The sequence below is a fragment of the Shewanella sp. 6_MG-2023 genome (assembly GCF_030547195.1).
Taxonomy (GTDB): domain Bacteria; phylum Pseudomonadota; class Gammaproteobacteria; order Enterobacterales; family Shewanellaceae; genus Shewanella.
Map to the genome: position 1 here is coordinate 1 of NZ_JAUOQU010000042.1, position 24964 is coordinate 24964.

Here is a 24964-nt window from a genome sequence, read left to right on the forward strand (position 1 = left end):
TCTTGGCTGTATTTCACAAAGGCGCCATAGAAGTCTTGACCGTACTCCATGCCGAGGGCCACTTTTTCGCGGCGCTGAGCTAAGTCGAAGCTGTTGATGGCATCAGATGGGGTTAACATGCCATCGTTGTGCCATAGACTACTTTCTACATCACCGGCTTTATAGGTTTTAATCGCATCATAATCGAGGCTAAATTCATACAAGCCAGCTTTACCGCCAGACACGTGAGCAAAGCCATTATCCATGCCTAGCTGATGGGCTTGGATACGGGCTTGATAACCAGACTCACTGTTAAAGCGCACATCACCACTGACGGCAGCAATGCCGCCATCTTTGGCAGTGCCTAAGGCATTACCAGCGTGAATATCACTGATGCTGTTATACCCGGCAGCAACACTGACTTCACCGCTATAACCGACTAGGTTAGTGCAGCGTTTACATTCATATTTATGGGTATTAACCGCGGTGGTATTGGCGTTGCCAACCCCGAAGTTAGCTGCCATGCCAGAGGTGGATACCGCCAGCAGTGACAGGGTAATAATATTCAATTTAAATGACATAATCTTGCTCTCCATTAGCGTTGCAGCAGACTGCCAGCTGGGTGATTAGAACCATGAATTTGGTTGTGACAGTTAAGGCAGCTTTTTCCACCACCAAAGGCATCCATCCCCGGCTCAGGTACAACGCGAGAGGCGTGACCATCGGGTGCATGACATTGCTGACATAACTGCGGTGCGCGGCTATCAAGCATATTGTCGTTGACGCTGCCGTGGGGGTTATGACATGACACGCAGCTTTCAGTCACCGGGGCGTGTTCCCATAGGAAGGGACCACGTTTTTCAGCGTGACAGCTATAACAGGTGTCATTAACGGTTGGTTTAACTAAGGCGTTTTCACTCATTGAACCGTGGGGAGCATGACAATCAATACAGGTCATTTGGTCCCATTTCATTGGGTGTGATGAGCGCTTGTTCATGTCGGCCTTTTCTTGGGTGTGACATGAAGTACAGGTGTCATTCACCGACAGCTTATCTAACGCGGGGTCAGTAGCGGCATGAATGGTGTGACAATCGGCACAGGCAATTTCTTCTAGGTTATGGGTGCTGGTATGCCATGCCATTTGCTCAGGGTCGTTATGACAGCCTTGGCAAACGGTGTTTTGGGTTGGGGCAGACAATTTGCTGTCGGAACCAAACGCAATCATCGGCTCTTTACCGCCACGGTTATGGTTACCTTGAGGGCCATGACAAGCTTCGCACTGTAGGCCTGCCATAGGTGAGTCGCTGCTGGCAATGTTACCGTGCACGCCATCAAATATGTCCATGACGGTTTCATTTTTACGGTGACAGGTTAGGCAGTTGTCGGCGCCTTTAGGGGAGTAGTTGCCTTCAGCGAACTTCTCAACTAACTGTTGTTCTAATTGTGTTGAACTGAGGTCATCCCATGGGGTGGCATTAGCTGTTAAAACGCTGCCACCAAATAACAACAAGGTCAATAATCTGGAATAACATTTACTATGTTTCATCGTGGCACCTTAATAATTTTAACCAATCTACACATACCAGTAACTAAATATATTTTACTTTTTACCTGTGTATATTTCGCCTTTTATCGTTTTCTAAAAAAAACATTGTTTGAACTCGGTCACAAACAATTTAAATGTAAAGGCAAAAAATAATGGTTGTTTTATAGTATTCACAGGAGGTGTCTATGATTAAATTTTTAGTAAGACCAGCTTTAACAGCTAAAGCAATCTTAAATTATTGCCAAGATAATAATGTTATATTGCCAGAAGAGTTTGATGTAATAAGAAGTTTGTCTGATGATGATTTAATCAGTAGCAGTGCTCCCATTAAAATGTTGGAATGTATTGAGCAACAAACAAATAACGCAGAGTTTTTTAGCGAACTAATGAAAGTATGCACAGACACTTGGCTGCAAGCATTTTATCGAATGGTACCCCCGAGAAATGATGCCGATATGGCTTCTCAGCTTGTTGATTTTTATGAAAATATTCATGGGATGAGAATTAATCACAATTGGAGTTTAGTGGAAACGAATGAGACAGTTAGTTTAGTCTCTAAGTCTGCTTTACATGGGAAATTTAATGACTTATTACTTTATAGTTTTTTAATTAAAATGATGAGTCAGCCAAATATTTCTGCCACAGGAACGATAACAGCAGAGTTCAGTTTAAAGAGTGAAGAGTATTTAAAGTATTTAGATTTTCCTGTTGATACAAAATTCGGCACGAATGATACAAATGTGGGTAAGTTTGTGTTTTCTGTTTCTAAGTTGTGTGATAGTAAAGTTTATAATCCGATGTTTCTAAGTAAAAGAATTACTGATTATGATTTGCTTATAGCGGCAAGTAATATGATCCCAATTAATAAGCTTAATATTTCTTCTTTGGCATTTATATTAGGTATTTCACCACGTTCATTAACAAAAGTGGTTGAAGAAATGGGAATATCCCTTAAGACATTAATTAATAATGTTAAATATAAAAAAGCGCGCAGATTATTAGAAATGAATAATGGCAATATTAAGCTGACCGCGTGTGATTGTGGTTTTACCGATCAGGGCAGATTAACTAAAATCTTTAATCAAACTATGGGCATTTCCCCAAGTGAATTCTTGCTTACTAAATAATACCTTAGCTGCCGATGAGTGACTGGTGAATCCGTTAGTTATTCACCAGTGGAGCCGCATTTGCTACAGTCCTAATCACTTCAACTAGTATCACTTCAACTACTACCGTTTCAACTACTATCGCAGTTAACATTTACCCATATTATATTGCTGTTTACGCTGTTGCTTGCGCTCAGATTCTAAACGCGCCATGGCGGTTAACACTCGTTGGCTGTTGTCTTGTAGGTTTGAGTTGGCGTATTGCGCATCATCACTAATGGTTTGTGCATAATGCACCGCCAGCGACATAATTAACTGCTCGGGTTGTGTCAGCAGTTTATGCTCCAGCTCCTTAATAAACATCAATAAAAAGCACTGGAACAGGGTGTCAAAAACCTGCTCCATATCCATGCTGTAATGTTCATTTTTAGGCTTTGGTGGTAATTCGATCATCGCGGCGATGAGGCTGCACACTGTCGAGCAAGGCGTAGCGCCGACAAATAGCTCACCAATGTCCTTATCTTGAGCAAAGAACTGTTGTAATTGCAGGGCAAAATCTGCTTTGTTCCACTGCTGGGCGACGGATCGAATGACACTCATAAGCTTTTCCTACTAGCGAAATAAACGCATTGGCATTGGGATGATATTTAATGTCTTAGCTAATACGTTTTCAAAATCGCTTGCTAGTAGGGCGATACCTTTATAGAAATCGGTTTCAGCATGTTTTATAGCGAGTTCGTGACAGCGACCTGACCATGGCAACATGTGTTGTTGCAATAACACCATAAGCGCTTCTTTAGCTGGCTTATTGTCTGGCTCATCAATTAATTGCTGCAGTAATTGATCAATGACCGCGTAGAACAAAGCGATATGGTCTACTGGTTGGTTGTGCTTTAAATCGAAGCTTATTCCGAATTGCTTGTAAAAGCGCATGAGCTCAACAGTGGATTGATCATTAATGATGTTTTGCTCACCTAAATATACTGAACCCCATGGCATCGCTTTGGGTGTACCAGGACCAAAAAATAATTGACCATAATCAAGCTTAACTTCATTCAGCTGTGAAATTTCCCATTGACTAGAAAATTGACTGAGTAATGTTTTACCTAATTTATTTTGTTCTGAATGATTGAGTTCAGGCCACTCTATCCCAAGTTGGTCATCAACCAGTTGCTGAATCGATTGTTCAGAAGGGTAGTCAAGAAGTGAGTTATGTAAAATACGGGCTATTGCTTGTAACTCTTGGTAATTATCATTTGCTTGCATGAGCAATGTCCTTTAATTAAAGACGCCGCGAAGGGCGTCATAAATCATTTAAACTTCTGAGTAGTTCAGCACTTCACCACTTCGGCCACCATTTTTATTGGCTTTGATGATTAGGTTTGGTGTAGTGATGCTTTCAGATGGCAATGGAGCAATGTGACCATCGCCATTGCCATATTTAGCTTTAAGGTTTTCCATGGTGTCGAAATCCATTGCTCGAAGTGGGCATGAGTCAACACATATTGGTTTTTTTCCTTCAGCTAAGCGGTCAAAACAACCGTCACACTTGGTCATCACTTTACGTTGCGTATCTAACTGTGGCGCATCGTAAGGACATGCCTGAGCACAGCTATTACAACCGATACATAAGTCAGTCGCAACGTGCACTAAACCGTCTTCACGGCGCTTGTGCATTGCACCTGTTGGACAAGCTTTAACACAAACAGGCTCTGAACAGTGGTTACAACCAATTGAAGTATAGTAAGTGAATACATCTTGCTCGAAACTTCCGTCAGCATTCTCAGACCAAGAACCACCACCGTATTCGTAAACTCGACGCCAGTTAACACCAGCTAATGCTGGGACACCTTGATCTTCATGGTTATTACCAGTGCGAATAATTTCACTTTGTCTGTCTTTACAAGATACGTGACACGCTTTACAGCCAGTACACTTGGTGGTGTCTAAATAAAAACCGTATTGAATTTGTTCTGTCATTTCTTAATACTCCATCAAGCTCTAGCGATTTGAACGCGGTTGGTATGTTGTGGGTTACCTTTAGCTGCTGGACTAGGTTGGTAACGAGTCAATGTGTTAATACATCCACCCACGTCTACTATATGCCCTGATGGGCCAACTTTACCGGCTGGATCTGGTGTGTACCAAGCACCTTGACCAAGTGCAGCTACTCCAGGCGCAACGCGGGGAGTGATGCGAACAGGTAACTCAATCGTGCCGCGCTTGCTCCATACATGAACTTTAGCGCCTTGCTCTAAACCACGGGCATAAGCATCTTTTGGGTTCATCCAAACTGCATCTTCAACAGCTTCACGTAACCAAGGCACATTGTGATAACTAGAGTGAGTACGCCCTTTACTGTGGTAGCCCATTAATTGAAGTGGGTAGTCATCGACAGTATCTTCATCGTCATAACCTTCCCATGTTTTTTGGTATTTAGGTAAGCCGGTGATCGCGTCGCCTTTTACTTCATCATCGAACGTCCACTCAGCACCTTTCTGTGCAAAGTCTAGTGAGTATATTTCGATTTTTCCTGATGGCGTTCCTAGTGCATTTCCACCATTGATATAGCTATCTAAGGCTAAACGTTTAGTACCGTTGAAAGAGCGGAATACACCGATCTCTTGCGCTTCTGAATAAGTAGAAGGCATTGGAGGTATAGCATCAGCACTCGTAGGACGTTCTAATGTGCCGGCATATAGTTCATCAAGCCATTGTGCTTCGTCTTTGCCTTCTGAGTATTGTTCATAAACACCCATCTTTTTGGCAATTTCGCCACACATATCGTACATCGACTTACATTCCCATAGTGGGTCTACAGCTGCTTCCATAGCGACAAGGTAACCCATTAGGCCAGTTGCATAGCTGTTATCGATAAGGTCGTTAGACTCTAACCAACTTGTGTCAGGTAGTAAGATATCTGCATAACGTGCAGATGGTGTCATCCAACAATCACTAACAACAATGAGTCCACAACCACCTTCATTTTCTTCAAGCTTCAAGATTTCATCAGTACCATTTGAATCAGAGTGCTGATTGATCAAAGAGTTTGAGTTAATTGCAAAAATGGCTTTTACATTGTGACCTAGTGGTGTATCTAAGTCCTCGGTACCACGAACTCCATCTGCACGTGCTGTCATTTCTTCACCACGTAAAATCGCATCAGAGAATGTGAAGAATGAAATAGATTCTTTTATAGGATTTGATAACCCCCCCATTGCAGACTTGCTCATACCGCCCTGTACGGGTAAAGCACCATTATTGACACCTGCTTTACCAACTTTACCGGTAAGTAGCGGCAACATGTAACAAGCACGCATCGTTTGCTCGCCGTTAGCATGGCGATTAGGTCCTGCACCAGTAATAATATAAGGCGCATTGGCATTCATAACTTTAGAAGCGATACTCTTGATACTTGATGCTGAAATACCACAAATCTTAGCAGCCCACTCAGGTGTTTTAGCTTCAGTAAACTTGCCAATACCTAAAATGTAATCATGATAATTTTCTTCTACGTTAACGAATTTTGCGTAGCTTCTTTTATCTTCATCTTCTGAGCTTTCAAACTCTGTTTTTAGGTTTTCAAGTGAAGCTCGGTCGTAACCCACACAGTATTGATCTAAAAAGGCTTTAGAGTTTTCGGCTACCCAACCTGAATTGATCATCTCAAAAGCAATCGCTTCTATGAATACCGCATCAGTACCTGGACGAATTGGATGCCAACTATCTTCTTTACCTGCCATTGAGTCGGTATAGCGAGGATCAACCATGATGACTTCAAGACTTGGGTTCTTTTCTAGTGCTTTGAGGAAATCATAGCCTTCACCAGAACCGGATTGACGCATCTCGCTTGGGTTATAACCAATACCCAAGAAAAGGTCACTGTCTTCAACACAAACCATTGAAGAGCCATTTGTTGAACCACCAGCCCAAGTCGCATAAGCTGCTTCGGTTTGCTGTGCCCAAGAATAGTTACCATAGATGTTAAGGAATCCACCATTAAGGTTTAACAAACGATTGAAACAGTTTGAACTTGCAAAACCGTAGTATGCACCAGAACCATATAATTTTAGGATTGAGCGATTACCGTACTGTTCAGTGATACGAGCTAGCTCACTCGCCACCATAGAAGAGGCTTCATCCCAACTCATTGGTACAAACTTTCCTTCGCCACGTTTACCAACACGTTTCATTGGTGTTTTTAAACGATCTGGCGCATAAGTACGCTGCTTTAATGAACGACCACGAGCACAAGCACGGATTTGATGGTTAACGCCGTATTCGTCGCTTGTTTCATTATCAGCTTCAACACGGGTAATAACACCATCTTGACTAAAAACTTTTACTGGGCAGTTAGAACCACAGTTTACTAAACATGCAGACCATGTTTGAGTTTCATCAACAGGTGGTTGTGGAGGTAGTGGCTCAGCATCTTTTGAGCTGGTGTTACAACCCGTTACCGTTGCGGCACAACCTAATGCAGCACTCGCCTTTAAGAAACTTCTGCGTTCCATATTCATTCCTCTTACTAAAATATTTTTGCGTAATTAGGTTAACGACTACAGCACATAGCTGAAATTCAGCATGATCTGATGGGCGTTATAGTTGTGATTTAGCTCGCCTAAAGTGACCATGCCTGGTACTTCATCTGGCGATATTTGAGCATCATCGGTGTCGTAATAGCGTTCGTAGCGGTACGTCAGCTTTAAGGCCATGTCGTCACTTAAGGCGTAGTTGGCATATAAGCTGGCGCTATGGTTATAAGAATAATAATCACCGTATGGCGTGGTGCCATCACTGGTAACGCAGGTATCACTGCTTGAGTTACTGAATAGGTAATCAGCCCCTAAAGTCAGTTGATCCTGCATTAATCCGCCGTAGCTCACGCCGGCGCCCATATTGATAAATTTGTCTTCAATATCGGCGTACCAATCAGGGTCGCTATAATTTTGGCTGCCAGCTTGAGCTGAATTAATCCACTGTTGTCCGGCAAAACCATAAGCTGATAATTGCTTGCTAAGTTGTAGGTTTACATTGATGTCGTAACCGTAATCTTCTGATTCCGTTAAGCCGATAACAGTATCGTCATAGTCATCTATGGCGTAGCGTCCAGTGAAGTCGATGCTTAACCAATCAAGTGGGCTGTGATTAACGCGCAGCTCGATATCGTTACGGGTTCTATCAGCAAGATAGTACTTACGCATTAGGCTGTTATCTTCAGATGACGTTAGCTCATTGGTTAAATACTCAGAGCCGCCGCGATTGCTGTGGCTGGCTTTAACATTGATATTGACGTTATCAATGGCGCGAATACTGAACTTGGCCCATAGGTTGTCTTCGTTAGTTTGTTCGCGGTCGCTGTAAGTACGTTCAACATCTTTGCGATCGTAACCTGCTTGTAAGCGGTAACCACTGCTGATGCGGTAGCTGGCATTCACTTTATAGCTTGAGCGTTCGATATCAGTGGCAACGTTTTCTTTGAAGCTGCCACTTAAGCTATTAAAGTCGTATTGCTGGAATTCAAATACCGAGCTGTTGTTTTCACGGTTGCTGTAGTCATAACTCGCACCCAGACGTAAACGGTTGCTCAACATTGAGGTGATATTGAAGCTCGCATCAGTGGTGTCGACTTCACCATCCCAGTTTTGGATTGGATTACCAGCCACTTGAATGAGGTCATCATCTTGGATCATGCGGCCAACAATAAAGCGCCCTGACATCACAGTGCGATCTAATTGATATTGGCCCGACAGTGATACTTGATGAGCTTCATTGTCAGGGGTTGCTGCATACAAGTCGTATGAATACGGTAAGCTTAAATCGTTGACATTATTTTTGTACTGACTACCAAAATAGCTCAGTTCAGTTAACCAGTTGTCGCCAGTAAGGGCGGCGCCTGCGGTAAATGAATCAGTGGTCGAGTCGACAACTAAACCAATATTTACCGGGCTTGGGGTAACAATGCTACTGCTCTTGTAACCGCTTTTATCTTCGGTTTCATAACGCAGGTAGCCTTGATAAAAATCTTGCTTAACTTTGGCACCAAAGCCCATTTTTTCACGTTGCTGTGATAGCTCAAAGGTGTATGGCTCATCACTTGGCAGCATCATGCCGTCGTCATAATAAAGCTGACTTTGAGCATCACCTGATTGATAGGTGGTCAATAATTGGTAATCGGCATCAACTGAGAACAATCCAGCTTTACCGACGCTGACATTCGCTGAGCTGTTTTCAAAACCCAGTTGGTTAGCTTGAATGCTCGCTTGATAGCCGCTATCGCCTTGGTAGTTCACATCACCGCTAACGGCAGTGACAAAACCGTCTTGATCAGTACCAAAGGCATTAGCAGCATGAACATCATCACTGCTAATGTAACCCGCGGCAACACTGATACTGCCGTTATAGCCAGTGTTAGCTTCACAGCGCTGACATTGATATTTTTGCTGATCAACATTAGCGGTATTGGCTTTACCTACCGCAAAGTCAGCCGCCATAGCGGGGGCTGAGGCAATCACTAATGAGGCGGTAATAAAATTAAGTTTAAAATTCATTGTTGTTGTCCTCATTTAGCGTTGCAGCAAGCTGCCAGCAGGGTGGTTAGAACCATGAATTTGGCTGTGGCAATTTAAACAACTTTTGCCGCCGCCAAAGGCATCCATTCCTGGTTGTGGTACTACGCGGCTGGCATGGCCATCATCGGCATGGCATTGCTGACAAAGCTGCGGAGCACGGTTGTTGAGCATAGATTCGTTAACGCTGCCGTGTGGGTTATGACAAGTGACGCAGTTTTCAGTCACTGGAGCATGTTCCCATAACACTGGGCCGCGCATTTCTGCATGACAGCTATAACAAGTGTCATTAATAGAAGGTTTATTTAACGCGCTTTCAGTCATAGAACCATGGGGAGAATGACAGTCAACACAGGTCATTTGATCCCATTTTAGTGGATGTGATGAACGCTTATTCATGTCGGCTTTTTCTTGGGTGTGACATGAGGTACAGGTGTCATTCACTGACATTTTGTCTAATGCAGGGTCAGTGGCGGCGTGAATGTTATGACAATCAGCACAGGCAATTTCTTCCAGATTATGGGTACTGGTATGCCACGCCATTTGCTCAGGATCGTTATGACAGCCCTGACAAACGGTATTTTGTGCTTGGGTTGATAACTTGCTGTCTTGGCCAAATTGGATCATTGGCTCTTTGCCGCCACGGTTATGGTTACCTTGAGGGCCATGACAAGCTTCGCACTGCAGCCCCGCCATTGGCGAGTCACTATTAGTTAAGTTGCCATGGGCGCCTTTGAAGATATCCATGACTTTGTCATTTTTGCGGTGACACATTAAGCAGTTGTCTGCCCCTTTAGGGGAATACTTACCAGCAGCGAACTTTTCAACTAATTGTTGCTCTAATTGGTCTGCTGGCATGTCATCCCATGGCGAAGAGATAGCACTAAATGAGCATAAACAGAGCGTTATGCTGATATAGGTTATGAATTTACGATACCAGTTCATCAAGTTACCTGACCTTATTAAATCGAATGTTAAAAAATATACTAATCAATAAGGGGTATTTTAAAGATCTATAGAAATCTAATCGATAAATTTGAGTTGTCGTAAAACGACATATGTGATCGCGGTCAGTCTTTTAAGTATCAAAAGCTAATAAAATGTATAATCGTTGAACTTGATGAATAATTAGTTGTCTTGCCATGATTAAATATAAATGTCGCCCCGCTATTCATACTAAATTAGTGTGTGAATATTGTGAGTCAATTAATTTTGTCTTGCCTAATAAATATCATCATTATAAGTACCTTGCTGATACCGATTTAATTGGTTTTAAGATTATTACTAATTTATTAAACTTTATTGAAAGTAATAATGAGAATAACTATTTCTTTATTGATTTATTAGGTTATTTTAATCAGCGGATAATAGAATTTACTAAAATAGATCTATCTTCTGATATTAGCATTGCACAAAAATTATTAGCGTTTACTCAGTTTTATAATCAAGTATCTGATCTGAATTGGCATAACGTTGAAACAGACAATAGCTTAGCTTTGGTGGCAAAACGTAACACTCAGTCCGTGGCGTCCAAGTACGACGATCTATTCATTTACTCCAGTGTTATTAATATCTTACACTGTAGGGTAAATGAAAAATCGAATGTAATTATAGAGTTACCATTCGAAAGTGCTTTTTATGGTGTCAATGTGGCGTTGTTCAATAAGGTCACTTTTAATTGCCAAGCATTCTCCGTGATAGTGCCTAAAGAAGAGGGCGAAGCATGCTCATTGACGGTGGCGACAGCAGCATCATTTTCCAGTCTTGATCGTATTCGGGCTGCGGCCAATAGTATCCCACCATCAGAATTGAGTTTAGCTAGCCTTGCAAACCTCATTGGTGTTTCTGAGCGAGGTTTACAACGTGAACTTAAAAGTCATAATATTTGTGTAAAGGATATGATTAATAAAGTTAGAATAGATTTTATCATTTCTATTTTAAATAAAAACAATGGCAATATAAAACAATCAGCTTATGAAAGTGGCTTTAAAGACCTGCCAAGTTTTAGTCGTTACTTTTCTAAAATAACAGGCATTTCGCCCACTCGTTATGTAAAAGATAATATAACTATCAATATGCAACTTTAGGTTTAAGTAACGAATCTAAATGATAACCATTATTAAATGTGAATAAGAGTTTGAATTAAAAATCATTAACTTACAATTTTGAAGCGTAAAGCTAACATCATTTCAGCATTATCATTCTGCAATTAATCTCATTCTTTGTCGTTAAAACCCTTAAAAATCATCGATTGTTCATAAACGTTTGCGGTTGATTATGCTATCTTTGACCTCATTTGTTATTCAAAGCCAAATAGACCTTTTATGCCAAGTATTGCTCAAATAATCGCTCAAGAACTGAATGTTCGTGAGCAACAAGTCTCAGCGACGATTAACTTACTCGATGATGGTTCTACCGTTCCTTTTGTTGCCCGCTACCGTAAAGAAGCCACTGGTGGTTTAGATGATGCGCAACTGCGAACCCTAAATAGTCGCTTAAGCTATTTACGTGAATTAGCCGAGCGCAGACAAGTTATTCTTTCTAGCATTGATACCCAAGGCAAATTAACCCCAGCATTGCAGCAAGCCATTAATGCCGCTGACAGCAAAACCCGCCTAGAAGATTTATACCTTCCTTTTAAACCGAAACGCCGCACTAAAGGTCAAATTGCTATTGAAGCTGGTTTGTTGCCTTTAGCTGACTTTTTACTGGCTAATCGTAGTATTAATCTTGAAGCAAAAGCGGCTGAATTTATCAATGCCGACGCCGGCTTTGGCGATGCGAAAGCGGTTTTAGACGGCGCGCGTTTTATCTTAATGGAACGTTTTGCTGAAGATGCAGATTTACTGCAAAAAGTGCGTAAGCATTTAAGCCAACAGGCAGTGCTTGAAAGCCGCCTAGTTAAAGGTAAAGAAAAAGAAGGCGCAAAATTTCGCGATTACTTTGAGCATACTGAAGCCATTACCAAAGCGCCTTCCCATCGGGCCCTGGCCATGCTGCGCGGCCGCAATGAAGGTGCGCTCAGTTTATCGATGAATGCAGACCCTAAAGCTGAAGTGGCGCAAAGCAGTTATTGCGTGGTGATTATTGCCGATCATTTCAAACTAAAGTTTTCAGACTCGAGTGTCGATCAGTGGCTTAAAACTGTGGTTACCGCCACTTGGCGCATCAAGATTGCGCTGCAAATGGAAACCGAGTTTATTAGCCAAATGCGTGAGCGCGCTGAAGCTGAAGCCATTAATGTGTTTGCCCGTAATTTAGGTGATTTATTAATGGCAGCGCCTGCTGGCGCTAAAGCAACCATGGGCTTAGATCCTGGGCTGCGCACCGGCGTTAAAGTGGCGATTGTCGATAACACCGGTAAGTTTGTGGCCCATACCACTATCTTCCCTCATGCGCCGCAAAACGTGTGGGACAAGTCAATCCGCACTTTAGCGAACCTGATAAAAATGCATAAAGTGGAGATCATCGCCATTGGCAATGGTACCGCCTCACGTGAAACGGATAAATTAGCCGCTGAAGTGATGAGCTTTATGAAAGAGACGCATCCAAGCTTGACCAAGGTGATGGTCAGTGAAGCGGGCGCATCAGTGTACTCAGCATCAGAGCTGGCTTCTGAGGAGTTCCCTAACTTAGATGTATCGATCCGCGGCGCAGTATCGATTGCCCGTCGACTACAAGATCCATTAGCTGAACTCGTTAAAATTGAGCCAAAATCCATTGGCGTAGGCCAATATCAACATGATGTGAGCCAAAGCCAACTATCAAGCTCGCTTGAAGCGGTCGTAGAAGATTGTGTAAATGGCGTGGGCGTTGATTTAAATATGGCATCAGCACCATTATTGGCGCAGGTGGCCGGTTTAAATAAAACCTTAGCTAAAAACGTGGTTAACTACCGCGATGAAAACGGTAAATTTGAAAGCCGTAAACAATTGCTTAAAGTGGCGCGTTTAGGGCCAAAGGCCTTTGAGCAAGCAGCCGGTTTCTTACGTATTAGCGATGCTAAAAATCCATTAGATGGTTCATCTGTTCACCCTGAAGCCTACAAATTGGTTGAAGCCATTGCCAGTGCCAAGCAGCAAACTGTGGCCAGCTTAATGGGTAATAGCGAATTGTTATCCCAGCTAAATGCTGCCGAGTTTGTTACTGATGAATTTGGTTTACCCACCATCAGCGATATCTTGAAAGAGCTAGACAAGCCTGGGCGTGACCCTCGTGGTGAGTTCAAAACCGCCAGCTTTAAAGAAGGTGTTGAAGAGCTTAAAGACCTGAAGCTAGAGATGATCCTAGAAGGCGTGGTCACCAATGTGACTAACTTTGGCGCTTTTGTCGATGTAGGCGTACATCAAGATGGTTTAGTGCATATTTCGTCACTTACTGACAAGTTTGTTAGCGATCCTCACACCATAGTTAAAGCGGGTGATGTGGTTAAAGTTAAAGTGATGGAAGTGGATGTAGAGCGTCGCCGTATCGCATTAAGTATGCGCCTTGATGAAGCACTACCCACAGCGAAAACCGCTAATCAATCTAAATCAGCCAACAGCAAGCCTACACATAAAGCTAGCGGGAATAAATCAGGGCAAAAGTCAGCCCATAAACCGCAAAAGGCCCCAGCTAATGCCGCTATGGGTAATGCCTTTGCTGACGCCTTTGCTAAGCTGAAAAAGTAACACCGCTAATGTGTTTGGCTTAGGGTTAAACCAAAAAAGGCCTTAACATCGTGAGAATACTCGTGACTGTTAAGGCCTTTTTATTTTGTAAAATTTATAGTGCGACCAATTAAGCGATATGAGTCATTTCGTTTAAAATGAACTGCTCAACAGCACCTTCGGTTGCCACCATATACTCGGCTAAATGTGCGTTACCCATGTGTGCTTGCCATAATTCACGGCTTTCCCAGTTTTCATAAAACATGAAATGTGCAGGGTTTTCGTTGTCTTGATGTAAGTCGTAATTGATGCAACCGGCTTCAGCGCGAGTTATATCCATAAGTTTTAGTAGTTCCGCTTTAACCAGCTCTACTTTGTCAGTTTTGGTAATGATGTTTGCTACGATAGTTAAGCTAGCCATGATGATAGTTCCTATAATGTATCAAGTTGAATTTGGTTCAGCCCTGTTGCTGATGAAGCTATATTAGCCATTACTTACTGGTGAATAAATAGGCTGTCATTTGAGTTATTATCAAAAATTAATAGATAATCTTTTGAAGTGAATGTGTGATTGATGCTTATGGCCTAAATAACGACTATTACCTAATACAATGATTGGCGGGTAATAATGATTAGTTAGTAATCGTTCGGCCATAATAAGTGAAGACATCAAGCCCGTTAATTAAAGTGAGAGCAGGGTTAGACTAATATCAGCAGATGAGCGAGTGGCGAAGGGGTGGTGCATTGCTGGTAACATGTGGCTATGTGCTGGCCAAATTGTTTATAAAACTCATCAGAATGCTGCTTTATCTGTTGTTTAACTTCGGTTTTTTTATTGTTATCGCTGTTAATTGCAGTCGACTTAGTGGGCGTTTGGGGCTGAATGTCACGACGGCTAACAGTGGGATTATTTCTGGCTGCTACTCGCAGCAGTTGTGGCAATAAGCCGGTTAACGGTGCGCTTTGAGGTGCTTGCTGTTGTAAAGCTGATTGTTGGGATAGATGCTGCTGATTCTGTTGATCTGAGGATTGTCGCTGCTGGCGATGCTTTTCCTCTATGGTATTTAAACGGAATAATGATTCGTTTTTTTGATTTAGCGCCCGTTCATGGTGGGGCTTAGTTAACGCTTGTGGCGGTAATATTGGCTTTGCCTGCTGATTATCCGCCCGAGCAAGATCCGTTGCAACATTACTTGTTGCAAGCGGTACTTGGGGATAATTAGTGACAATTAGCATAACACTCACTTAAAAAACAAACAGTTAATGTTTAAATTATAACCAAATGCTAGCAGGTTTTATAGCCTATATTTGATGTTTTTTTATCCATGGCAATAAGCCATCTAAAAAGGCCTGTGGGTGTGAAATAAACGGCGCATGGGAGGCTTTATTGTGGACAATGTCAGTAATATTACTGGCTTGGGGTAACTGGCGGATGATGGTTCTGGGTACTAAGGCATCGCATTTGCCCCAAATACGTAACCATGGCTGGCTGATATCGTTAAGCCGGGGCCGCAAATCAACCTCTTTGAGCATATCTAAGCCTTGATCGAGTACTGCTTGGGTCGGTAAAGGTTTAGCCAACACTAATTTTTTTATCGCTACAATATCTTGTTTGGCCGAGTCACTGCCCATGGCTTGAATCGCTAAAAATCGCTCGACAGTTTTGGCTAGATTGACATTTAATTGCTGGTGAAATTGCGTGAGCACTGCAGGGGCGATCCCCGGCCACTGATTTTGCTCTTGGGCCATAAAGCAAGGCGAAGAGGCTACAGTGATCAGCGCTTTTACCGACTGAGGATGATTTAGGGCAATTTGAGTGGCAACTAAGCCCCCCAATGACCAACCAAGCCAGATGGCATTTTCTGGTAGAGCTTTAGCTAACGCTGCTGCCCATGCTTCAATATTATCGCTATTTGCTTGGCTATCACCAAAGCCCGGCAAGTCGACATAATGCACTCTATACTCTGATAATGCGGTTTGTAGCGGCTGAAAAACCGCAGAGTTCACCCCCCAGCCATGTAGCAATACGATATCAATAACGTCGGTGCTATTTTCATGAGTCATATCTGTATGAGAAATAGCTTTAGGCGTAATAGTAGTAATGTGCAGCGCTGGTGGATTCAAAGGCTAACCTCAAAAAGTGGCGATTAATAAATGATCGCTGGTTAAAACAACTGTCATACAGGATAAGGATATTCTATGGCTTGGCAACTCTCAAAACTCCTCAAGCTCAATTTGCGCAATAATACAGCGCGGTTAGTTTCATTGATGGCTGCAGTGGCAGCTAACCTGCCTAACCGCTGCTTGTTATGTCAACAAGATATCATTCAGTACTCTGCAGCTAAACCGCATACGGGGGTGTGTCAGACCTGCCTTGTGGCGGGGCTTTATCAGCAGGAAGTCTGTTTAGGTTGTGGTAAATCGATGCCGTTATTGCAAGTGTATTGCGGCCACTGCCAGCATATTGAACCCATGTTAGTCATTGCCCCTTGCAGTTATCATCAAGGCTTAGGGGAGTTAATAGCTGGGATTAAATATCAGCAGCAATGCGCGCCATTAGCGGCCTTGGTGCAAGTATTAGCCGTAAGGGTGATGGATTTGGCGGCCAGAGGTTTAATTCAACTTCCCCAAGTGCTCATTCCGGTGCCGCTACATCGCAATCGCTTAAAGCTGCGCGGTTTTAATCAAGCTTGGCTGATTGCTAAAGAGCTCAGTGCGCAAATTGGTATTCCGATGGACGATAGTTTATTGGTGCGCTGCGTTGATACCAAGGCCCAAGCGGGACTTAATGGTAAGCAGCGACGCTTAAATTGCGCCGATGCATTTACGTTGCAGCGAGATAACCCCTACCAGCGGGTGGCGCTTATCGATGATGTGGTGACCACAGGCACCACGGTGAATGAAATTAGCCGCTTATTTGCGGCGCACTATACCCATGTGCAAACTTGGTGCTTAGCAAGGGCTGAAGCACCGGGATTATTATGAAAGGCAGACTGTAAATTAGTCAGTTATTTTTGGATAAAATACAGCGCATTGGCGTAGACTTTTTCAGAGCCTAACCATATATTTCTAAACAAAAAATTATCTGTTAATGCCACAACATGCCCTTTGCCTTTGGGCTCAACAATCATTGCTGGGGTGTTGGCAAAAGCGCGCTGATATTCCTTAGCAAGGTAACCGCTCATCAGTGGCTCATTGGTATAGTCCGCCGCCACAATAAATGGCGTGGAAGTGAGGTTAAAGCTTATCTCACGGTTTTTCATCACTTGCAGCGGGTTAGGTAAACCAAAGTTGATTGGATGGGTTTCATCCAGTGTTAACGCCACAATGGCGCCGCCGATGGATTGTCTGGCATTTAATTTAGACTTATCCGCATAACTCATCCCTGAAGTGCTAAATAATTTATTCAGCTCTAGTCTGGTTTTAGGCTGAGACTTAAGAATATTGCGCTTATTGAGCCATACCAGCGCCCGCTTTTGCGCCACGATAGTGCCGCCATCCATTACAAATTTGCCCAGCTTTCTTGCGCTGGCATCACTGATTAAATGATAAGGCCCATCAGCCATAAAAATGTGGCTATAGCCTGATAAATCAATGCCTGCTAGTCGATTGCTGTCCACCATAGTGACAGGTGCTGCAAGCGTTTGATCAAGGTAATACCACATTTGCCCGGTTTCTGAGGCGTTAGTATCTATGCCTGTGAGCAGTAACGGCTTAATGGGGTTGATCACGCTAAATTCATCACTGCCAAGATCCATTCCCGCTAAGGTATGTGAGCTGCTTGCTGCAGTGACAACTACTTGGTATTGCGTGGCAAGCTGGCTAACAAGTAAGGCGATATTGCCTTTGTAGTTGGGCTGGCGTAAGGGAATTTGCAGGCTACCCGCTGTGAAGTCTATTGCTGCTGACTTTTTGGCGTTAGAGCTGCGATCAGGCAGGCTAAAGGGCTTTTTAGCGTATTTAACCTGTACCCCTTGGCTAAGTAATTGCTGCAACATGGGCGCCGCGGCCGCTTGTTGCCAGTCAATAATAAAGGCCACATTGCTGGCGTTATCTAGCTGCTCAGTCGCCGCGACATATGGCGTGTTATTGGTGAGATATTTGGGGTTGGGTTTAGCATTTTCACTGATACTTAAGCCCAGAGCTGATTCAAAATTCCAAGTGGAAATATCATAAAAGGTTTCATCTTTAAACTCAGTGCGCTTATCAAACAATGCTTGCAATAAGTCATGCTGTGGCTGACTTTGAGGAATGAACAGGCTGTTTGACGGCTTAAAGAGTATGTCATCGTTTTCCAGCTCACGGTTTAGATATTTGAAGCTGATTTGGTGTTGCTGCAATATCGTTGCAAGCTCAGTGATATGGGCATTACCGCCATGGGCTTTGATAAGGCGGCCAGTTTGTTTACCGTCACGGGTGCGCTTACTGTTGCGAGCAAAAAAATCACTTTGGTATGTCATCAATTTTTTACGTAGCGCATGGGCGCCTTGCAGGCTTGATAGTGAAGTAGAAAATTGATTATCAATACTATTTTGCAAGGTGACCACACCATTGGGGGACTCTTGGGCTTGACCACGGGAGCTAGCTTGCTCAAACAAAATACCCACAGCGCCATTGATATCAGGGTAGGTTGAGCCTTTACCATAGAAAAAGTCATCAAACATCTGCCCGCTAAAATATGGCTGCTTAACCTCATCCAGCGCTTTACGATGATAGGCCGCTAGCTCATTGGATAACATTTGATTGGCAGGATTGGTCAGCGGATTGACTCTATCAGCGACACCAGGTTGAAAGAAGTAGGTTTGGTCTTGCCACATCTCGTGGAAATCCCCTACATAATGGGGCTGCCATTTATGGAAAAACGCCACTCTGCCTTGAGAGGCGGGGTGGCGCAGAAATAGCCAGTCACGGTTTAAGTCAGCGAAATGGTGATTAAAACGTCCGCCGGGCCAATCTTGATTATGCTCACGATGATTAGGATCGGTAATAATCACTTGGCCTCGATTGCTATTTGCCCAGTTAGCAAAGCGATCAAAACCATCAGGGTTCTGGGTCGGAGTCAGTAAAATAACCGTATTATCGAGTAATTCTTTTACCCAATCTTCATCAGATGCGGCAAGATAATGGCTTAACGCCACCGCCGCATGGGCGCCACTGGCTTCATCGCCATGAATTGAATAGGCCAACCAGATAATCAATGGGCTTTGCTGTAATGGACCTTGTTGTTTGACACCGTATTTTACTTGGCTGCGTTGTTCGAGGATTTCAGCTAGCCGCTGTTGGTTGTCATCTGAGGTAATGACCGCGCTAAGTTGCTGGCGTTTTTCATAGGAGTAACCAGCAGAATCTAAAGAAACTCGCGAACTTTGGCTGGCTAATAGTTGTAAATAGTGATTAATTTGATCATGTCTTAAATGCCACTCGCCCAATGGATAACCTAAATATTCAGTAGGTTGGGTGATTTTTTTATTAATTTTCTCAGCCCCGAGGCGCTGCTCAATGCGGGAATCAGCCTGCGCCACGGTAAATAATGGCATACAGATAATGAAGCCGAAAAAGGTGCCTTTAGCGAGACGAGTAAACAATGCATTGAAGCTAATCATATAAGAAACAACATCATAAAAAGAAAACAATACAATCACCATAAAGTGATTAAACTTAAATCGCCATTAAAAAGCGCAATTTCTCGGTGTTTTTTATGCAACTTGCTCACTGCAGGACTACAAAGCCGTCGCAACTAGGAGTATCATAGCGCTAATTCTTACTAAATTACTCAAGTACTATTTTTAGTACACTTTAAAGTACTATCTAACGGAGCAGTTTTTATGATCAACATTTCTGATACGGCTCAGGCGCATTTTGTTAAATTACTGGCCGATCAACCTGAAGGCACGCATATCCGTGTGTTTGTAATCAGCCCGGGTACTGCCCAAGCTGAGTGCGGCGTGTCTTATTGTCCACCTGACGCTGTAGAAGCGGATGACACTGAATTACCTTTCAACGGCTTCAGTGCCATGGTTGACGAAAAAAGCGCACCATTTTTAGAAGAAGCGAGCATTGATTTTGTTACTGACCAATTAGGTTCGCAGCTAACCTTAAAAGCGCCAAACGCTAAAATGCGTAAAGTGTCTTCAGATGCGCCATTAAAAGAGCGTATTGAATATGTGATTCAATCAGAGATTAACCCGCAGTTAGCAAGCCATGGTGGTAACATCATGCTAGTTGAAATCACGGAAGATGCAGTTGCAGTACTGCAGTTTGGTGGTGGTTGTAATGGTTGTTCTCAAGTTGATATCACTTTAAAAGATGGCATTGAGAAACAGTTACTGGAGATGTTCCCTGGTGAGCTCTCTGGTGTGAAAGATGTGACTGACCATCAACATGGTTCTCACTCTTACCAGTAAATTTGCAAGGTTTTATTGTTGTAAAATACAGCAATAGCTAATTCAAATTTTACACTAAACGCGGCCAATATGGTCGCGTTTTTTATTGGCCGTAACTTACACTGAGTGGGAGCCTTGTGCTATAACTTAAGTATGAAAACGGAGCAGGATAACTTCATGGCAGAAAAAACAACTCAATTTAAACCGTTAAAAATGCAAGGCTTTACCTTAATTGAGCTGGTAGTGGTTATTATTGTATTGGCTATTTTAGCAGTAATAGCGGCGAGTAAATTTATAGATGTAAAACGTGATGCTGAAATAAGCCGAGTAAAGGCGGTAGCGGCATCCTTTGAGCAGTCGGTTACTTTTTCCCATACACGTTGGCAAATTATTGGTGGCAGCGATCCAATGAATGATCTACCTGACTTTGCCAATAACGATCTCGACATGAATGCTTTTGGCTATCCGTTAGGCACAGGTAAAAACAACCCTATGGCCAACCCTGTCAATATTGGTCAAGGTCAGCAAGGGTGTGTCGATCTTTGGAACGCTTTGATAGAAAGCCCACCATCGGTTGCCATTAGAAATACTTCCGATGATGTGGATTTTGAATCATATCGACATACAGCTGCGGGCGGTACAGGTGAGACCCAATGTACTTATGTACTGCGAACGCTTGGTGATACTGCAGGTCGAAATAGTGCAGAGATAAAAATTGTCTATGACTCGGTAGAAGGGACTGTTCAAGCCTATATCGATGAATAAATCGGATAGTTATTTATCAAATGCGACATAATAAAAATAGCGGCTTTAAGCCGCTATTTTTATAGCTGTAATTTAATAATATCAAATGAATTTAGGTGGCTACTTTTTCTTTTTTGACTTGAATATACGTCGATAAAAAGTGACTGTGCTGAATAATAGAATCAAGGTACCAACCACTGCGACTAATGTAATAAATACAACGTATTTAAGTGGCATATTCAATGCGTCATGCAGTGGTCTAACAAAGCTGGCCACTTGACCTGACAAGTTTCTATCGCTGTGCTTCAGGCTTGATACGATTTTGCCGTGCTGATGATCCATGGTGATACTGTCAGCATTTCTAAGCCAGACATCAGCATGACTATCAAAGTTGATACTGTAATTCATCGCTTGAGGTTTAGCCGCCTTTGGTGCATCAGGATCGGGTTTTTTCTGCCTTGGTTTATTAACCGATACTAATAACGATTCAGGCCATAAATCTTGCGCGGTTTGTAGCTGGCTTTGCCAATCGTTAGCTTTACTTACTGGATAATTAATTTCTGCGGTTGGCTTGTGCTTGAGCGCATCCATCCATAAGCCTTTATAAGTAATCAAAAAGCCGGTAATACAGAGTAAAAACAGTGGCACTGATATGAATAAACCTAATTGAATGTGGCTTTTAACTAGGCTGCTTGATTTGGTGTCTTTTGGAATAGAGTGCTTGAGTCTAAAACCTTTACGTACTCGCCACCAAAGGTAAATACCCACTAGGGTAATGACGCCACCAATGAACGATGCCCATGCATTAACGTATTTACCAATATCACCCAGTAAGAAGTTTCTGTGCAACCAAAACATCGTGGTCCAAAGCGGAATTTCTGTCACCTTGTAATGGGAGATTTCATTGAACTCGCTATCAAAAGCGATAGATTGCCCACGGGTAGCAGCTTCAAGGTAAGGGGTATGTTCGGTAGGAAAACGTACACTGCTCATTTTTGGGTAATGCTCAAAAATATACTCAGTGGCTTGTGCTTTTTGCTCAATGGTTAACGGCACATAGGTTTGGCCTTTATCATCCATTCTTTTTAGCATGTCCATGCCGCCGAGATACACTCCCGTTGTCAGCACTATCAGCATACAAATACTAATGACAAAACCGACCCAATTATGGAACCACTTTAAAGCGGGTACAACTTTCATATTTACGTTCTCAGGTTAAATATTTATGGATGACAATGACAAAAGTTAGCAGCTAACAATTATGACTGACACGCTACATGGGTAATGATAATTAATCTCATTTGCAACTGCAATTAAAGAAATGTAAAGAGTGGCATATAAGTGTCATTGTGTTGTCGAGGTCACATTTAAAGCTGTAGAGGGCGTATAAAGCTAAAAGTTTATTTGAATAAAAATTCTTGGTAATGAATTTTTTTAGCTGCTATTAAGTGAGGTTTTCGAAAAATAATGAAATTTAAGCTAACAAATACACATGTTTAATATTTGTTAATTTCTGATTTTGTGTAACTTTGTTTAAATAATTAATATCTGTATTAGTTTTGGCGATTAAACTCATCTAGCTTGGATGAACATTAGTTAATCCATTTATGCAACATTTATTCAGGTAAACTTTCTACAATTTACTTACAACAGTGTCCTTGTTCACAGTTATTTACTTCTGTTAAATAAATGGCTTCACTTTCGTCGTAATGCAAATGATAATCCATCTCATTAACGACTACTGCCATTTAAAGGGCTACTTTGTATGAAAATCTCACCTATTGCATTTGCTGTTGTTGCCAGTTTAGCCTCAGCTTCATTAGCGGCTGAAGAAGCAACTAATGACACTGATAACGGCTTAGATTTCGAGTTGAACATTGAGCGAATTCAAGTAACAGGCATGAATTTTAATAATTACAAAGTAGGCTCGTCATCAGGCGCCATGCGGGGTGATATTGCCTTGATGGATACGCCGCAATCAGTGAACGTTATTCCAGATTTTGTCACTGATGAGCAGTTAGCAACTAATTTATCTGAAGTATTAGTTAACGACTCAAGTGTGACCGGCGGCAGTGAAAAGTGGAACCGCCAAGTATTTAATATTCGTGGCTTTGAATTAGATTCTGGCAGTGGCTTTTTAATTAATGGTCAGCAGCAGTTTTCGCACTATGTGCAGCCGATTGAAACCTTGCAGCAAGTCGAAGTCTTAAAAGGCCCATCAAGCATGCTTTATGGCCAATCAGGCCCAGGTGGCTTGATTAATATGGTGACCAAAAAGGCCACCTCTGAAACCATGTTTGACTTTGGGTTCGATACCGATGAGAACGGCTCAACTCGCTTTCAACTTGATGCAGGCGGCGCGTTAAATGATGCTGAATCTATCCGTTACCGCACCGTATTAGTCAAGCAAGATACAAAATACTGGCGTGAATACCAGGACGGTGAGGGCGATGACACTCAAGACCGTGACCGTGTCTTAGGTTACTTAAACCTTGAATTCGACCTGCATGATGATGTGATGCTATCACTGACCTATGATTACACCGATGACAAAACCGGTATCGACCGAGGTGGCTGGTTAGATGGTAACGGTGACTTAGTTGGCGATCGCGAAGATATCTGGGATATGTCGTGGGCCTTTACTGACAACGAGGTGCAAAACCTGGGTGCTGATTTAACCTGGTATGTATCAGATGATTGGAAAATGACCACAGGTTATAACCATCAATCATTTACCCGTCAGCGCTTAGATTCGTCTCCATCTATGGTGGCAGGTATGGATCCAACTACCGATGGTTACCAAATTAAGGCGTTTGACCGCCACGATGATTGGCAGCTTAAAACCGCTTATATGGATTTCACTGGTATCGTAAATGGCTTTGGCATGGAACATCAATTGTTAGTTGGTGCTAACATTCTCGATTATTACTATGGTCAACTTATTGACCGCGATGACGCGCAGATGGTTCAGCCGGGTGGTTATGTACCTAGACCTGATCTGGATTACAACAGAGACACCACTAAGTCAGAGTCAAGCTATAAGCATTATGGTTTTTATGTACAAGACTTAATGACCATTAATGATCAGTGGCAAGTACTGGCAGGCCTGCGTTATGACGAGCAGAAAAAAGACGGCGATGGTGAAAATAGCTATGCCGTGTCACCTAAGCTTGGGGTTATTTACTCGCCTTCAGATAACGGCAGCATCTATGTAAACTACGCCAAAAGTTTCAATCCTCAGTCAATCGTTAACAATGAAGACGATGTCAATAATGGTATGAACTTAGACCCAGAGTACGGTGAGCAATATGAAATCGGTACCAAATGGGAACTGTATGATGGCGGCTTACTATTAACCGGTGCAGTTTTTGACACCACAGTGACCAACGTTACAGTGCGCGAGCAATTAGACCAACCTATTGGCGAGCATGAATACATCACCACCCAAAGCGGTAAGCAGCATCACCGTGGTTTTGAAATGGGCGCTCAAGGTCAAGTCAGTGACAATGTATTCGTCACCAGCTCAATGATGTATCTAGATGCAAAATATGTCACTAGCAGCCAAGATACTGAACAGCTAGACGGTAAAACCCCGGTAGATGCACCTGAATGGTCAGCAAATATCTGGACTCGTTACGAAGTTACCGATGATGTCGCACTTAACTTTGGTGCTATCTATGTCGGTGAGCGTTTTGCCAATACTCAAAACACCATAGTTAAAGATGACTATGTTAGATTTGATTTTGGCGCAGCTTACTCATTTGCAGTGCACAATACTGATATGAATGTACGCTTTAATATCAAAAACTTATTTGATACTGAATACCTAGATGGCGGCACCAACACCGACGTCACCGTAGGTGATGGCAGACATTTCAGCCTTGCATTTGAAGCTAAGTTTTAATCGCTTTAGTTAAATGCTTTAGTTAAATGCTTTAGTTAACAGCTTTAGCTCAGCAGTTACCTATAGATTGTTAAAAGAATGGCC

At 42.6% G+C, this 24964-nt stretch carries 20 protein-coding genes; 7 read left to right on the forward strand and 13 right to left on the reverse strand.

What is annotated here, in order from left to right; all coding sequences use genetic code 11:
* Positions 1 to 560, reverse strand: a 560-nt coding sequence (locus Q4533_RS18180) for an MtrB/PioB family outer membrane beta-barrel protein (protein ID WP_303503684.1), incomplete at its 3' end; no start/stop codon positions are given.
* 14 nt (positions 561 to 574) lie between these two features.
* A complete protein-coding gene (locus Q4533_RS18185; RefSeq protein ID WP_303503686.1) occupies positions 575 to 1525 on the reverse strand; it encodes a DmsE family decaheme c-type cytochrome in 951 nt (316 codons plus the stop codon).
* 185 nt (positions 1526 to 1710) lie between these two features.
* On the opposite strand from Q4533_RS18185, the gene Q4533_RS18190 reads away from it, so the two are divergent.
* On the forward strand, positions 1711 to 2652 hold the full coding sequence (locus Q4533_RS18190; RefSeq protein WP_303503689.1) for a helix-turn-helix transcriptional regulator: 942 nt from the start codon (positions 1711 to 1713) through the stop codon (positions 2650 to 2652).
* 126 nt (positions 2653 to 2778) lie between these two features.
* Here Q4533_RS18190 and Q4533_RS18195 read toward each other — a convergent pair whose 3' ends face one another.
* The 6 genes from Q4533_RS18195 to Q4533_RS18220 are packed head-to-tail and all read right to left on the reverse strand — an operon-like array spanning position 2779 to position 10145.
* Positions 2779 to 3231: a hypothetical protein gene (locus tag Q4533_RS18195; RefSeq protein ID WP_303503691.1), complete on the reverse strand. Its 453-nt coding sequence runs from the start codon at positions 3229 to 3231 to the stop codon at positions 2779 to 2781.
* A gap of 12 nt (positions 3232 to 3243) precedes the next feature.
* Complete coding sequence (locus Q4533_RS18200) at positions 3244 to 3897, reverse strand: molecular chaperone (protein ID WP_303503693.1); 654 nt, start codon at positions 3895 to 3897, stop codon at positions 3244 to 3246.
* Positions 3898 to 3945: 48 nt separating this feature from the next.
* The gene (locus tag Q4533_RS18205) at positions 3946 to 4611 is read right to left on the reverse strand and encodes a DMSO/selenate family reductase complex B subunit (protein WP_303503695.1); all 666 of its coding nucleotides are present in this window, start codon (positions 4609 to 4611) and stop codon (positions 3946 to 3948) included.
* Positions 4612 to 4625: 14 nt separating this feature from the next.
* Entirely contained in the window at positions 4626 to 7145 is a 2520-nt protein-coding gene (locus Q4533_RS18210; protein ID WP_303503697.1) for a DMSO/selenate family reductase complex A subunit, read from the reverse strand.
* Positions 7146 to 7190: 45 nt separating this feature from the next.
* Positions 7191 to 9182, reverse strand: a complete 1992-nt coding sequence (locus Q4533_RS18215) for an MtrB/PioB family decaheme-associated outer membrane protein (protein WP_303503699.1) — start codon at positions 9180 to 9182, stop codon at positions 7191 to 7193.
* A 15-nt stretch (positions 9183 to 9197) separates the two neighbouring features.
* The gene (locus Q4533_RS18220; protein ID WP_303503702.1) at positions 9198 to 10145 is read right to left on the reverse strand and encodes a DmsE family decaheme c-type cytochrome; all 948 of its coding nucleotides are present in this window, start codon (positions 10143 to 10145) and stop codon (positions 9198 to 9200) included.
* Between the two features lie 197 nt (positions 10146 to 10342).
* Between Q4533_RS18220 and Q4533_RS18225 the strand changes: the two genes are divergently transcribed.
* Positions 10343 to 11287 (forward strand): AraC family transcriptional regulator, encoded by a 945-nt coding sequence (locus Q4533_RS18225; RefSeq protein WP_303503704.1) that lies wholly within the window; start codon positions 10343 to 10345, stop codon positions 11285 to 11287.
* A 237-nt stretch (positions 11288 to 11524) separates the two neighbouring features.
* Entirely contained in the window at positions 11525 to 13870 is a 2346-nt protein-coding gene (locus tag Q4533_RS18230; RefSeq protein ID WP_303503706.1) for a Tex family protein, read from the forward strand.
* 109 nt (positions 13871 to 13979) lie between these two features.
* Here the strand turns inward: Q4533_RS18230 and Q4533_RS18235 are convergent, their stop codons facing one another.
* From Q4533_RS18235 to bioH, 3 genes are all read right to left on the reverse strand, one after another.
* The gene (locus Q4533_RS18235; RefSeq protein ID WP_102439428.1) at positions 13980 to 14270 is read right to left on the reverse strand and encodes a putative quinol monooxygenase; all 291 of its coding nucleotides are present in this window, start codon (positions 14268 to 14270) and stop codon (positions 13980 to 13982) included.
* Positions 14271 to 14548: 278 nt separating this feature from the next.
* On the reverse strand, positions 14549 to 15085 hold the full coding sequence (locus tag Q4533_RS18240; protein WP_102439429.1) for a hypothetical protein: 537 nt from the start codon (positions 15083 to 15085) through the stop codon (positions 14549 to 14551).
* A gap of 66 nt (positions 15086 to 15151) precedes the next feature.
* Entirely contained in the window at positions 15152 to 15913 is a 762-nt protein-coding gene (bioH, locus tag Q4533_RS18245; protein ID WP_303503721.1) for a pimeloyl-ACP methyl ester esterase BioH, read from the reverse strand.
* Between the two features lie 204 nt (positions 15914 to 16117).
* Between bioH and Q4533_RS18250 the strand changes: the two genes are divergently transcribed.
* On the forward strand, positions 16118 to 16834 hold the full coding sequence (locus Q4533_RS18250; RefSeq protein ID WP_303503723.1) for a ComF family protein: 717 nt from the start codon (positions 16118 to 16120) through the stop codon (positions 16832 to 16834).
* A 23-nt stretch (positions 16835 to 16857) separates the two neighbouring features.
* Here the strand turns inward: Q4533_RS18250 and Q4533_RS18255 are convergent, their stop codons facing one another.
* Entirely contained in the window at positions 16858 to 19482 is a 2625-nt protein-coding gene (locus Q4533_RS18255; protein WP_303503708.1) for a M14 family metallopeptidase, read from the reverse strand.
* A gap of 192 nt (positions 19483 to 19674) precedes the next feature.
* Between Q4533_RS18255 and nfuA the strand changes: the two genes are divergently transcribed.
* Both nfuA and Q4533_RS18265 read left to right on the forward strand, forming a co-directional pair.
* Positions 19675 to 20253: a Fe-S biogenesis protein NfuA gene (gene nfuA / locus Q4533_RS18260; protein ID WP_076538256.1), complete on the forward strand. Its 579-nt coding sequence runs from the start codon at positions 19675 to 19677 to the stop codon at positions 20251 to 20253.
* Between the two features lie 156 nt (positions 20254 to 20409).
* Positions 20410 to 20997 (forward strand): type II secretion system protein, encoded by a 588-nt coding sequence (locus tag Q4533_RS18265; protein ID WP_303503709.1) that lies wholly within the window; start codon positions 20410 to 20412, stop codon positions 20995 to 20997.
* Between the two features lie 99 nt (positions 20998 to 21096).
* Here Q4533_RS18265 and Q4533_RS18270 read toward each other — a convergent pair whose 3' ends face one another.
* Entirely contained in the window at positions 21097 to 22176 is a 1080-nt protein-coding gene (locus Q4533_RS18270; protein WP_102439432.1) for a PepSY domain-containing protein, read from the reverse strand.
* Between the two features lie 565 nt (positions 22177 to 22741).
* On the opposite strand from Q4533_RS18270, the gene Q4533_RS18275 reads away from it, so the two are divergent.
* Positions 22742 to 24880 carry a TonB-dependent siderophore receptor gene (locus tag Q4533_RS18275; RefSeq protein ID WP_303503711.1) on the forward strand — a complete coding sequence of 713 codons (2139 nt, stop codon included), beginning with the start codon at positions 22742 to 22744 and terminating at the stop codon, positions 24878 to 24880.
* Positions 24881 to 24964: the final 84 nt, after the last annotated feature.